This is a genomic window from Aquibium sp. ELW1220, assembly GCF_030398385.1.
GTDB lineage: Bacteria > Pseudomonadota > Alphaproteobacteria > Rhizobiales > Rhizobiaceae > Aquibium.
In genome coordinates this window covers 1-11905 of sequence record NZ_JAOAOQ010000039.1, presented here as the reverse complement: position 1 = coordinate 11905, position 11905 = coordinate 1, and the positions used below count along the sequence as shown (strand labels likewise).

Genomic DNA, 11905 nt, shown 5'->3' with positions numbered 1-11905 from the left:
TCTCCCCCCTCGTGGGGGAGATGCCGGCAGGCAGAGGGGGGCGCGACAGAACGCTACTAACCAAACCGAACACCATCACACCTTCCCCGCAAATCCGTCCGTCGCCGCAATCAGCCGGTCGAGAATCCCCGGCTCGGAAAATGCGTGGCCCGCGCCCTCGACGATGTGGAACTCGGCCTGCGGCCAGGCCTTGTGCAGCGCCCATGCGTAGCGCAGCGGGCAGGGCATGTCGTAGCGGCCGTGGACGATGACGCCCGGAATGTCGGCGAGCTTCCACGCGTCGCGCACCAGCTGGCCTTCCTCCAGCCAGCCGGAATGGACGAAGAAGTGGTTCTCGATGCGGGCAAAGGCCAGCGCGAAGTCATCCTGCCCGAACTTGCCGCTGGTCGACGGTTCCGGCAGCAGCGTGATGGTCTCGCCTTCCCACAGGCTCCAGGCCCGCGCTGCCTCCAGCTGCACGGCGCGGTCGTCGCCCGTCAGCCGGCGGCGGTAGGCCGCCATCATGTCGTGGCGTTCCTCGGGCGGGATCGGCGCCTGGAAGCGCTCCCACTTGTCGGGGAACATCTCGGAGACGCCGAACTGATAATACCAGTCGAGCTCGCCGCGGGTCAGCGTGTAGATGCCGCGCAGCACGAGTTCGGAGACGGCTTCCGGATAGGTCTGCGCATAGGCGAGCGCCAGCGTCGAGCCCCAGGAGCCGCCGAACACCAGCCAGGTCTCGAAGCCCGCCATCTCGCGCAGCCGCTCGATGTCGGCCACCAGCCGCCAGGTCGTGTTGGCCTCGAGCCCCGCATGCGGGGTGGAGCGGCCGCAGCCGCGCTGGTCGAACAGGATCACGTCGTAGAGCGCGGGGTCGAACAGCCGCCGGTGCACCGGCGAGATGCCGCCGCCCGGGCCGCCATGCAGGAACACGGCGGGCTTGGCCCCCTTCGTTCCGACGCGCTCCCAGTACAGCGTGTGGCCGTCGCCGACCTCCAGCATGCCTGTCTCGAAGGGCTCGATCTCGGGATAGAGGGTGCGCAGCGTCATGGGTGCATGCCTTTTGCCGGCGGCCAGGTTTGCGTGTCGTGGTCGGGATGCTGGTGGTTTTCCACTGCGGCCATGAAGGCGTCCGCGGCGGGGCTTTCGCTGGGCTGGCGCCATGGCAGCGCGTGCAGCCCGCCGACGAAGGACAGCTTGTCCGCCGGATTGACCTGGATGACCGGCGCGGCGCGCTCGGGATCGTCCAGCGCGCCGATGGCGAGCTCGGTGCCGCCTTCGTACTCGTAGGTCAGCGGCGTGCCGCAGGACGCGCAGAAGCCGCGCGAGACGAGGTTGGAGCTTGAAAAGCGCGCCGGGCGGCCGCGCGTCCATTCGACGCCGAGCCCGGTGACCAGCGGGCCGAAGAAGCCGCCGAAGGCCTTCTGGCACATGCGGCAATGGCAGATCGAGGCGCGGCCGAGGGCTTGCGCCGAAAACCGCACCGCGCCGCACTGGCAGCCGCCGGTGATCGCTTCGCTCATGACGCGGCTCCGCGCTCGCCCGACGGTGACCAGTCGTCGGTGTCGTGGTCGGGGTGCTGGAACGAGACGAGCCGCGTCAGGTAGGTTGCCGACGACACGTCGCCCATCGTCTCCTGCTCCGGGAGGGCATGGATGGCGTCGACATAAGGCAGCTTCGCCTCCGTGCCCCACTGGATCTTCGGCGCGATCTCCTCCGGTTCGTCGAAGGCGCCGATGGCGAGCGCGATGCCGTCCGGCGCCTCGAAGGTCAGCGGCGTGCCGCAATCGCCGCAGAACCCGCGCTGCACCTCGTTCGACGACTGGAACCGTTTCGGCGCGCCGCGCGTCCATTCGAGCCGCGCATTCCGCACCGAGACCAGCGGCAGGTAGAAATTGCCGGCTGCCTTCTGGCACATGCGGCAATGGCACACCGAGGCATCGCCCATCGCGCCGGTGACATGAAACCGCACCGCGCCGCACTGGCAGCCGCCGGAATAGCGGGGGACGTTGTCGAGGCTCATGGACGGGCTCCCTCGTGCTGGATGGTTGCGGGCCGGGAAAGGCCGGCCACGGTGATCACGTGCAGGCAGAGATTGTCGATGTCGGTGAGCGCGTCGGCATTGGTGAAGCGGAGGATGGTCCAGCCGCTGTCTTCCAGGAACCGCGTGCGAACGGCATCGGCGCGCAAAACCTCGTCGTCGCCATGCTGGCTGCCGTCAATCTCGACGATGAGCTTGTGCGAAGGGCAGGCAAAATCGACGATGTAGGGACCGATCGGGAACTGACGCCGGAAGCCCATCCCCATGAGGCGATGCGCGCGCACCGCGTTCCAGAATTTCAGCTCAGCCTCTGTCATGCGCCTGCGCATAGCCTTTGCGCGCGGCCGGTTCTGGGGCGGGGGCGGTGTGTGCGGCATGGTCAGGCGGTCCACCGTCGCGGGGTGCGGGGAGCGCTCATCCGCCCCGCATCGGAAGTTGGCGAAGACGGCGGAGTTGCCGATCTCCCCCCTCGTGGGGGAGATGCCGGCAGGCAGAGGGGGGCGCCGTAGAGTGCAAGCGTCTGCAATTGCATCATCGCCCTCACCGCTTCACCGCCGGGTGCACGTCCGAGCGGAACGGCCAGCGCCCGACGGCGCGCGCGCCTCGGCTGCCGTCGAGCCCTACGGCGCCCCCCTCTGGGCTGCCGCCCATCTCCCCCACGAGGGGGGAGATCATTCGCTCCGCCGTCTTCGCCAAATTCCGATGTTGGCAGGTTGAGCGCCGACGCCGAAGCTGCCGATCTCCCCCCTCGTGGGGGGTCCGAAGGACGGGCGAGACAAGTGGCTCGCCCCGCCCGGCAGGCCAGAGGGGGGCGCCCAGGCGCCGACCTCTCCACGCTGTCGTGCTCCCTCCTCACCGCTTCACCTCCCACGTCGTCACCCGCTCGCNCCCAGGCGCCGACCTCTCCACGCTGTCGTGCTCCCTCCTCACCGCTTCACCTCCCACGTCGTCACCCGCTCGCCGGTGACCGGGTCCTTCCCGTCCTTCAGCTGGAACCCCTGCGCGAGCAACTCGTCGCGGATGCGGTCGGCCTCGGCCGGTCGCAGAAGTCTCAGAAGCAGACGTCAGCGCCCTACGGCGCCCCCCTCTGTCCTGCCGGACATCTCCCCCACGAGGGGGGAGATCGGCCGTCGCCGCCGGCTCCGCCAATCGCCGACGGTGAAGAAGCTGCGGAGACGCCGAAGCTGCCGATCTCCCCCCTCGTGGGGGAGATGGCCGGCAGGCCAGAGGGGGGCGCCCAGGCGCCGACCTCTCCACGCTGTCGTGCTCCACCCTCACCGCTTCACCTCCCACGTCGTCACCCGCTCGCCGGTGACGGGATCCTTCCCGTCCTTCAGCTGGATCCCCTGCGCGAGCAGCTCGTCGCGGATGCGGTCGGCCTCGGCCCAGTTCTTCTGGGCGATGAGCGCGAGGCGATCCGCGATGCGGGCGTTAATCATGAGTATTGTGTCTTCGTCTGCGACGTTCAGCCAATTCTGAAATCGTTCATACGGCATCAGAAGCCCTAGGAAACGGAGTGTCGCTTCCAGAACCTGGTGAGAATGTCCGTCGAGGGCGTTGCCCGGATAAGCGAGGTCATCCAAAATCTTCATCGCTGGCCAGAAATTCAAATCGTCTGACAAGCATGAAATCACCTCGGGAGAGATCAGGTCCGAGCTCGGTTCCACTTTGTGGTAGGCACTCTTGCCCCACCGAATTATTTTCTTCTCCGCCTCCTCCAGCCTCCGCACACTGAAATCGATCGGCTCGCGATAATGCGTCATCAGCATCGCCAGCCGCAGCACCTCGCCCGGCCATTTCCGTCCCCCGAACCTCTCCGTCTCCAGCAACTCGTGGATCGTGACGAAATTCCCCTCGCTCTTCGACATCTTGCGGCCTTCCACCTGCACGAAGCCGTTGTGCATCCACACGTTCGCCATCACGTCGGTGCCGTGGGCGCAGCGCGACTGGGCGATTTCGTTCTCGTGGTGGGGGAAGATCAGGTCGAGCCCGCCGCCATGGATGTCGAAGGTCTGGCCGAGATAGGCGGCCGACATGGCCGAGCACTCGATGTGCCAGCCGGGGCGGCCGCGGATGTGCGCGTGGCCGCCGTCCGCCATGTCGAAATGCGCTTCCCAGCCGGGTTCGTCGGCGGCACTTTCCTTCCACAGCACGAAGTCCGCCGGGTTCTTCTTGTGCGCCTCCACCGCCACGCGGGCGCCGGCCTGCTGCTCGTCGAGATTGCGCTTCGACAGGCGGCCGTAATCGGCCATCGAGCCGGTGTCGAACAGCACCTCGGCGCCCGAGGCTCCGCGCGCCACGTAGGCATGGCCGCGGTCGAGCAGCGACTGGATCAGGCTCACCATGTCGGACCGGCCGTCGGCGCGCGGCAGCACGAATTCCGTCGCCCGCGGCTGCACCGTCGGCGGCAGGCAGCCCAGCGCCGCCACGTCCTTCTGGTACTGCTCGTAGGTCGTCTCGGTGACCTTGCGGATCGCCGCGTTGAGCGACAGCCGGCCGGCCTCGATCTCGGCCCCGAAGTCACGCAGCGCCCGCGCGTTGATCTTGTCGTCGACGTCGGTGATGTTGCGGACATAGGTGACGTGTTCGGCCCCGTAGAGGTGCCTGAGCAGCCGGAACAGCACGTCGAACACGATCGCCGGCCGCGCATTGCCGATATGGGCGTAGTCGTAGACCGTCGGGCCGCAGACATAGAGCCGCACATTGTCCGGGTCGATCGGCTGGAACGGCTCCTTCGAGCGCGTCAGCGTGTTGTAGAGGCGGATACCCTCGGACATGTTCTCTTTCCCAACGGGCGCGGCGCAGGCGCCGACGCCAGGTTTCCCGACGGGCGCCTGCTGACGGCGCACCGAAATTCACCCGCCGGCTGGCCGGGGCGTTTTTCTTTTCCTGGGAGAAAGGGTGAAAACGTCCGGACCAGCGCGTGCGCTAGCCACAAATGCAGATGCCGACAATGGCGAAGGTCGTTTTCATCGCGTGCTTTATGCCGCCCGGCTCCGGCCGCGTCAAGCCGGGCGACGCCTTGGCCTGTGTCGCTCCTGCAACAGTGAATGGGGCAGATTTCACAGTTCCCGCCCCACGAGTCGGATATTCGGGAACAGGAGGTGGTTCGGCCATGTTTCGGACGAAATCGGACACCACCTGCCGCGATACGGGCCGGAGAGCCCGGACACAGAGGACCCCAAGGGAAAAGACGATGCAACGCACCGCCACGCAGGCCGACAGCGAACGTGCCAAGGCCGGCCCCCAGCTCGAGAAGTTCCGGACCATCGGCCCGGCTGCCGTTCTGGCTGCCCTTGTCTGTTCCCACAAGAAGGCGAAGCAGGCCGGCACCGCCCCGACGACGGGCCCGCTGTCGTCGCAGAAGGACACCGACTGAGGCGCCTCGCCCCGCGCCCGACGCGGGCGCCGGCCCGTTCCGCCATCGCGGGACGGCGCGGGTGATGCCCCGCGGGACGCGTTTCAGAACAGCTTGAGCTGATCGGCGGGCGGCGCGGGCTTTTGCGCCGCCTTCGGCACGGGGGCGGCCGGCTGAGCGCTGGCGATCGGCTCCTGCCCAAGAGGCTCCTGGATGTCGGGGCCGATATTGGCCACCTTGTTCACCTTGTCCGAAATCGCGATCGCCTCGAAGTAGCCCGGCTCCACGGGGGCGAGCAGGTCGGCCACGTCGCGCGGCTCCTTGCCGCGGCAATCCAGCCAGCGCGCGAAATCCGCCGGGCGGATCACCACCGGCATGCGGTCGTGGATCTCGGCGATCTCATCGTTCGCTGCCGTGGTCAGGATCGCGCCGGTATCGATTTCCCCGCCGCCGGGCTCGGCATAGGTCTCCATCAGCGCGCCGAAGGCCATCAGCCCGCCGCCCTTCGGCCGGATCAGATAGGCCTGCTTGGCCTTGCCCTCCCGCTTCCACTCGTAGAACCCCGTCGCCGGGATCAGCGCCCGGCGGTGGCGCATGGCGGCACGGAAGGCGTTCTTCTCGGCCGCCGTCTCGGAACGCGCATTGATCAGCAGCGGCAGCGCCTTGGGGTCCTTGCACCAGGACGGGATCAGCCCCCACCGCACCAGCAGCGCCACCCGGTCGGGCAGGTTCGAGCCCGGCTCGCGCGGCGGGCCGGCCATGGCAAGCAGGATCGGCTGCGTCGGCGCGATGTTGTAGCGCGGCGGAAACGCATCCAGCTCCAGCGTCGCCAGGAACGCCGCCACCTCTTCCGGCGTCGCCGCCAATGTGAACCGTCCGCACATGCCGCCAGACTTGGCGGTCCGGCTTGCAAAGGTCAAGCGGCGAAGGACTTCGGCAGGGACCGTGCAAGGCGGCAGCGCCGACGGCGAAGCGAAACCCTCCCCCGCACGCGGGTGGCATGCGGTGGAGGGGCGGAGCCCCCGAAAGGCAGCCGCGGCCGCCGCCTATTCCAGCCCGAAGCAGTTGGCGTAGTAGGTCGTCGTCGCCGGCCAGTCCGAGAACAGTCCGACGATTCCCACCTCCTGGTGCAGCACGTTCATCAGCGTGAACACGTCGCCGTCATTGTCGATCGCATCCTTCACCGACTGGAAGTACCAGCCGCCGCCGGAATACAGCGGGCCGGAGCGTTCCGCCGTCCAGGCGATGATCTTCAGCCCCGCAGCCTTCGCCTCCTTCGCATAGGTCGAGGGCACGATCTGCCCGTTCTCCAGCGTCACCAGCATCCACATCGGCGGCGCGATGAAGTTCACGCCCAGCGCCTTCAGCTCCGCCATCGACCGGTCCCAGGTCGCGGCCACCATCGGGTCGAAGCCGGGCAGGGTCCCGTCGCGTCCGTCGAGATAGACCGCCTGCCGGCCGAAGTCCGGCTCGGTCTTGATCCAGTACAGCACGTCGTCGAGGTTGAACGATTGCGCAAACACGTCGGCCGGGTCCACGCCCGCCGCCCTGTACTCGTCGATCATCTGCTGCGCATACATGGCCTGCGTGTAGTCGCCCTCGTAGGGCATCGCCACGGCCGGCGCCTTCAGCTCCGGCGTGAACTTGACGCCGAGCGCCTTGAACAGCGCGATCGATTCGGCATGCGTCATCAGCGTGCCCTTCGTCGCGTAGAGGTCGGTCCGCCACCTGGCTGTCCCGTCCATGTACTCCGCCACCGTCGTCGCCGCCGGGTTGGCCGCGTCCATCTTGCCGTTCAGCGTGCGAAACTCGGCCAGCGTCACGTCCGACGCCCGGCATTCTGCCGACGCCTTCTGCCCGGCCGCCGCCGGCACGAAGGGCGCCGTGCACTTTGCGGCCAGATCCGTCGCCAGGATGTCCGTCGTCGTGTGCAGGTCGTCCTGCGCATGCCGGCAGACGAGCTGGCGGTCCTTCGTGAAGGTCACGTCGCACTCGATGATGCCCGCCCCCATCCGCGCCGCCGCGACATAGCCCTCGCGGGTATGCTCGGGAAACTGCAGCGGCGCCCCGCGATGGCCGATCGACCACGCCGTCCTCTCGAACGGCCCGTCCTGGCAGGCCAGCAATGTCTCCTTCAGCGGCCCCTCGTCCATGTCCTGCACCAGATGGAACGGCCGCGGCCCGAGCTGGACGGAACTCGCCGTCGTCTCATGCGCCTGCGCGCCGGCCGTGGCGCTGACGAGAAGCAGCGCGGAAACACACGCGACGTGCAGCGAGGAAGCACGTGCGACGAGCGGCCCGGAGCCACGTGCGACGTGCAGCGTGGCGGCGAGGATAGGGTTCATCGGCTCTGGTCCTTTCGTGATGAAAGGCCCATCGAACCACGCCTCCATGACACCCCCGTCTCGCCCGCCCGCCGCCCTGTGGAAAAGCCGATCACGCTTGCGCGAGGACGCGATCATCGCCTTCGGTTTGCGGCTCGGTCTCGGGAAGCCGCGTGCTTCCGCCGTCCGCGATGCTATGGTCCCGTCGGGCTGGGCTGTACGGAGCGGAAGGATGCGGCAGGAACTTGCGGGGCGCGCGAGCCCCGACGACCGGGCCACGATGCTGGCCGTCGTGACCACCGGAAGCGGCGGATACGATCGGCTCGAATTCAGGCAGGTCGCCAGGCCGGTCCCCGGTCCGGGCGAGTTCCTGCTTCGCGTGCTCGCGGCGGGGGTCAACAACACCGACATCAACACCCGGCTGGGCTGGTATGCCGGGTCCGTAAGGCAGGGCACCGACGCCACGGCCGTCGATGCCGGTCGCCGGGATGGCGGCTGGAACGGCGCGACGCCGTTTCCGCTCATCCAGGGCGCCGATTGCTGCGGCCGGGTCGTCGCGGTCGGGCCGGGCGGCGACGCCGACCGGATCGGCGAGCGCGTTCTGGTTCGGCCGTGCATGCGCAAGGCGGGTTTCGACCGGATGGACACCGTCTGGCTCGGCACCGATTTCGACGGCGCCTTCGCGCAATATGTCAAGGTTCCGGAGAGCGAGGCCTTCGCCGTCGCCTGCGACTGGAGCGATGCCGAGCTCGCCACCATCCCCTGCGCCTACGGCACGGCGCAGAACATGGTGCGACGCGCCGGCGTCGCGCGCGGCGACCGGGTGCTGGTGCCGGGGGCGTCGGGCGGCGTCGGGTCGGCGCTGGTCCAGTTGCTCGCGCGCCGCGGCGCCGAGGTGATCGCGGTCACGAGCGCCTCGAAGCGCGACGCCATCGCCGGGCTCGGCGCGGCCCGCGTTCTCGTCCGCGACGACGATCCCTTGGCCGTTCTCGGGGCCGACGGCATGGACGTCGTCATCGACAATGTGGCCGGGCCGGGCTTCGGCACGATGCTGAAGCTCCTGAAGCGCGGCGGCCGCTACGCCACATCGGGGGCCATCGCCGGCCCGGTCGTCGAACTCGACCTGCGCGACCTGTACCTCAAGGACATCACGCTCGTCGGCTGCACCGCATGGGACGCCCCGGTCTTCCCCGATCTCGTCTCCCATATCGAGAAAGGCGAAATCCGCCCCCTGCTCGCCGCCACCTACCCGCTCGACAAGATCGCCGACGCCCAGCGCGCCTTCCAGGAAAAGCACCACACCGGCAAGCTCGTCCTGATCCCGCCGTCGTGACGCTGCGAAACCGGCGAAGCTACCGATCTCCCCTTTGTGCGGGATCGGCAGCTCCGACGCCGCCGCGCCGCCTGCAACGTCCGCGATCGGTGAAACCGGCGACGCCGCCCTTTTCAGAAGCATGATGGCCTGTTTGAGACTATTCCGGATTGAAGGCGAGGACAGGTTCGTGACCGACGTCGAGGTCTCCTGGCATCCCGGATGGGTCGGCACCGACCAGGCGCGAACCTTCTCGATCGAGGACGACATTCTCTCGATCACCACTGGAGAGACGTTGCATCCGATGTTTCCCGGCCGGAACGGACTGGGAGTCCTGAAATGGCGCAGGGCGTCGGCCTTCTGACGCGCCGGAGATCGCCTCGCCGACTTGCGGCACGCCCACGCGCGAAACGGCGACATTTCGCGCATGGGTCGGGTGCGGCTCGTCGCCCCGATCGTCAGGCGACGGGATCGTCAGGACGAGGCAAAAACCGTCCCGCGAGCTTCGCCCAGCAGCTTGACGGGCATTTCCGACGAAGCATCCGCCCGGACGGCATTCTGCTTTGCCATCGCAGTCGTCGCTGTGGCTTCGTCAGGATAGATGGTGCAGACGGAAAACGTGTCGCTGCCGGTCTCGATGAAGTAGCAGTCGTCCGCGCCAAGGGCCATGACGGCTTTGACATACTTCGCCTTTGCGGTCGCCTTCATATCGTCTGTATTCGGTACATTCGACTTCCAGTTCGAGATTGCGCCATAAGTCATCTGAGTTTCCTTCCCCTTTGGATTTTATAATATGAAATATAGAAAATTTTAGCCTAGAAGCCGGTCTGCCGATATTCGATACCGCTAGGAAAAAAGCTCGATCGGCGACCGATGAACATAAGTCGCATTTCGGGCGGAGGATGTCGATGGCAATTCGCCCGCCCGCCCTCCCGGCCGGCCGGTCTGCCCACGGTGGTCAAGAGGAACCCGGATCACGCTGTCGCCGCGCGGCCCTCTGCTTCTCCCTGCGAGGCGGAGGACAAGAAGACGGACGAGACCAGAGCCTCGCCCCGGCAGGGGACCACGCGCGGCACGGTGGGGGCGCCCGACCGGCCGCAGACGTTCTGGTCTACCGCAGGCCGAACGCCCGGAGCGCTGGCGAAGCGCCGGTCGGCGAGGCAGAGGGGGGCGTGACAGGGCGCGAGGGTTGTCGGATGGCCGCCGGACGTGCCGCCGGGCAAACGCTATCACCACCCCTTTTACAGCCTCCCGATCACCCCCGCATCCCCCTCCGCCTCGTCCGCCGCCCGCGCCGCCTCCACGATCGCCGGCACGATGTCCACCACCGCCTCCACGATCAGCGGCTGCACCAGGTGCCCCGTATGCACGAAGCCCTCGGCGCGCATGTGGTCGAGCAGCGCCGTCATCGGGTTCCAGAAGCCGTCCAGGTTGGCGAAGACGATCGGCTTGCGGTGGCGGCCGAGCTGCGCCCAGGTCATGATCTCGACGATCTCTTCCAGCGTGCCGATGCCGCCGGGCAGGGCCACGAAGGCGTCGGATTTCTCGAACATCATGTGCTTGCGCTGGTGCATGTCTTCGGTGACGACGAGTTCGTCGAGCCGGTCGAGGTCCGACGCGGTGCGTTCCTTGGTCATCAGGAAGCGCGGGATGATGCCGGTCACGGGGCCGCCGGCCGCCATCGCGCCGTCGGCCACCGCGCCCATGATGCCCTTGGTGCCGCCGCCATAGACGAGCCGCAGCCCGGCCTCGGCGATGGATCGGCCGAGTGCCCGGCCGGCCTCGACATAGAGGGATTGCCGGCCCGGCGAGGAGCCGCAGTAGACGCAGATGGATCGAATCGTGCTCATGGCCGGCAATGGGCCCGGGGGTGGCCGGGCGGTCAAGACCGCGACGGGCGTTTTTCTTGTGGCACTGCAAAAAACGCGCTAGAGCGAGGATAATCGGCAAAGGATCGGGGCTTGACGGTGAATTCTCCCTTGAAGGTGCTGCTCTTCCTTATCGGCGGTCTCGCCACCATCGGTGCCGTGGCCTACTATGTCGACGGGCCGGGGAAAGGGTCGCTCGGCAACGCGCCGATGGTCGCCGCCCTGCCCGAAGACAAGGCCGCGCCCCAGGCCGATGCCGCGCCCGCGCCGTCTGCGGCCGTCGAGCCTGCCGCCGCCGAGCCGCAAGTCGTTGGAAATGAACAGGTTCTGGCTCCCACCTTCGATCTCCTGCGCGTCGAGCCGGACGGCTCCATGGTCATTGCCGGCCGCTCCACGCCCAAGGCCGGCATCGAGGTCGTCGTCGGCTCCAACGTCATCGCCACCGCCACCGCCAATGCTGACCGGGAGTTCGTCGTCGTCCTCGACGAGCCGCTGAAGCCCGGCAATTACCAGATCGTGCTGCGCTCGACCTCGCCCGACAACGTCGTCGCCACCTCGCTGGAGACCGCGCTGGTCTCGGTGCCTGATTCGCCCTCGGGCGAGGTGCTGGCGCTCGTCGAGGAGCCCGGCAAGGCGAGCCGGCTGATCACCGTGCCCGAGGGCGAGGCCCCGGCCGCCGTCGCCGCGGCGACGGATGACGCCGCGGCCGGCACGGCTGCAGCCCTCGTCGCAGAGGCTCCGGCCACTTCGTTCGAACCGCCCGCGGCCGTTGCCGGAGCGCCCGTGGCGGGCGCCGCCGCACCCGCTGCCATCGCCGAAGCGCCCGCTGCCGGCGAGGCCGCTGCCGAGACAGTCGCCGAGGCGACGCCGTCCGCGCCGGCCGATGCCCCGCAGACCGCCGATGCCCCGGCGGGCGACACGGCTGCGCCCGCAGCACTCGCCGCCGCCGATGCACCGGCGGACGACACCGCCGCGCCGGCGGTTCTGCCCGAAGCCCCGGCCGCCGGCACCGGCCAGACCATG

The 11905-nt window shown here is 68.2% G+C and carries 13 protein-coding genes; 4 read left to right on the top strand and 9 right to left on the bottom strand.

Translation table 11 applies throughout. The annotated features are described in order from the left end of the window. Nucleotides 1–75 precede the first annotated feature (75 nt). The 5 genes from pip to cysS all read right to left on the bottom strand — a co-directional run bounded on the left by pip (nucleotide 76) and on the right by cysS (nucleotide 4797). Complete coding sequence (gene pip, locus N1F91_RS24775; RefSeq protein ID WP_289996159.1) at nucleotides 76–1029, bottom strand: prolyl aminopeptidase; 954 nt, start codon at nucleotides 1027–1029, stop codon at nucleotides 76–78. Then, nucleotides 1026–1502, bottom strand: coding sequence for a GFA family protein (locus N1F91_RS24770; protein ID WP_289996157.1), 477 nt, complete (start codon nucleotides 1500–1502; stop codon nucleotides 1026–1028). Before N1F91_RS24770 ends, pip begins: the two co-directional genes overlap by 4 nt. Continuing rightward, nucleotides 1499–2002: a GFA family protein gene (locus tag N1F91_RS24765; RefSeq protein WP_289996156.1), complete on the bottom strand. Its 504-nt coding sequence runs from the start codon at nucleotides 2000–2002 to the stop codon at nucleotides 1499–1501. Before N1F91_RS24765 ends, N1F91_RS24770 begins: the two co-directional genes overlap by 4 nt. After that, nucleotides 1999–2397 (bottom strand): endonuclease domain-containing protein, encoded by a 399-nt coding sequence (locus N1F91_RS24760; RefSeq protein WP_289996209.1) that lies wholly within the window; start codon nucleotides 2395–2397, stop codon nucleotides 1999–2001. The genes N1F91_RS24765 and N1F91_RS24760 overlap by 4 nt, the downstream gene beginning before the upstream one ends. An 897-nt stretch (nucleotides 2398–3294) precedes the next feature. After that, nucleotides 3295–4797, bottom strand: a complete 1503-nt coding sequence (cysS, locus tag N1F91_RS24755; RefSeq protein ID WP_289996155.1) for a cysteine--tRNA ligase — start codon at nucleotides 4795–4797, stop codon at nucleotides 3295–3297. A gap of 419 nt (nucleotides 4798–5216) precedes the next feature. Between cysS and N1F91_RS24750 the strand changes: the two genes are divergently transcribed. After that, nucleotides 5217–5399, top strand: a complete 183-nt coding sequence (locus N1F91_RS24750) for a transcriptional regulator (protein WP_289996154.1) — start codon at nucleotides 5217–5219, stop codon at nucleotides 5397–5399. An 83-nt stretch (nucleotides 5400–5482) separates the two neighbouring features. Here the strand turns inward: N1F91_RS24750 and N1F91_RS24745 are convergent, their stop codons facing one another. Together N1F91_RS24745 and N1F91_RS24740 are read right to left on the bottom strand one after the other, a co-directional pair. Continuing rightward, nucleotides 5483–6262 (bottom strand): SOS response-associated peptidase, encoded by a 780-nt coding sequence (locus N1F91_RS24745; RefSeq protein WP_289996208.1) that lies wholly within the window; start codon nucleotides 6260–6262, stop codon nucleotides 5483–5485. Between the two features lie 162 nt (nucleotides 6263–6424). After that, nucleotides 6425–7723 (bottom strand): glycerophosphodiester phosphodiesterase family protein, encoded by a 1299-nt coding sequence (locus N1F91_RS24740; RefSeq protein ID WP_289996153.1) that lies wholly within the window; start codon nucleotides 7721–7723, stop codon nucleotides 6425–6427. 211 nt (nucleotides 7724–7934) lie between these two features. Between N1F91_RS24740 and N1F91_RS24735 the strand changes: the two genes are divergently transcribed. Both N1F91_RS24735 and N1F91_RS24730 read left to right on the top strand, forming a co-directional pair. Then, entirely contained in the window at nucleotides 7935–9035 is a 1101-nt protein-coding gene (locus N1F91_RS24735) for an alcohol dehydrogenase family protein (RefSeq protein ID WP_289996152.1), read from the top strand. 34 nt (nucleotides 9036–9069) lie between these two features. Further along, nucleotides 9070–9378 (top strand): lipocalin-like domain-containing protein, encoded by a 309-nt coding sequence (locus tag N1F91_RS24730; RefSeq protein ID WP_289996150.1) that lies wholly within the window; start codon nucleotides 9070–9072, stop codon nucleotides 9376–9378. Between the two features lie 110 nt (nucleotides 9379–9488). Here the strand turns inward: N1F91_RS24730 and N1F91_RS24725 are convergent, their stop codons facing one another. Together N1F91_RS24725 and N1F91_RS24720 are read right to left on the bottom strand one after the other, a co-directional pair. Next, nucleotides 9489–9776, bottom strand: coding sequence for a hypothetical protein (locus N1F91_RS24725; protein WP_289996149.1), 288 nt, complete (start codon nucleotides 9774–9776; stop codon nucleotides 9489–9491). Between the two features lie 479 nt (nucleotides 9777–10255). Then, the gene (locus N1F91_RS24720; RefSeq protein ID WP_289996148.1) at nucleotides 10256–10864 is read right to left on the bottom strand and encodes a TIGR00730 family Rossman fold protein; all 609 of its coding nucleotides are present in this window, start codon (nucleotides 10862–10864) and stop codon (nucleotides 10256–10258) included. A 117-nt stretch (nucleotides 10865–10981) separates the two neighbouring features. Between N1F91_RS24720 and N1F91_RS24715 the strand changes: the two genes are divergently transcribed. Next, nucleotides 10982–11905 (top strand): peptigoglycan-binding protein LysM (locus N1F91_RS24715; protein WP_289996147.1); only part of this gene is annotated, 924 nt, incomplete at its 3' end.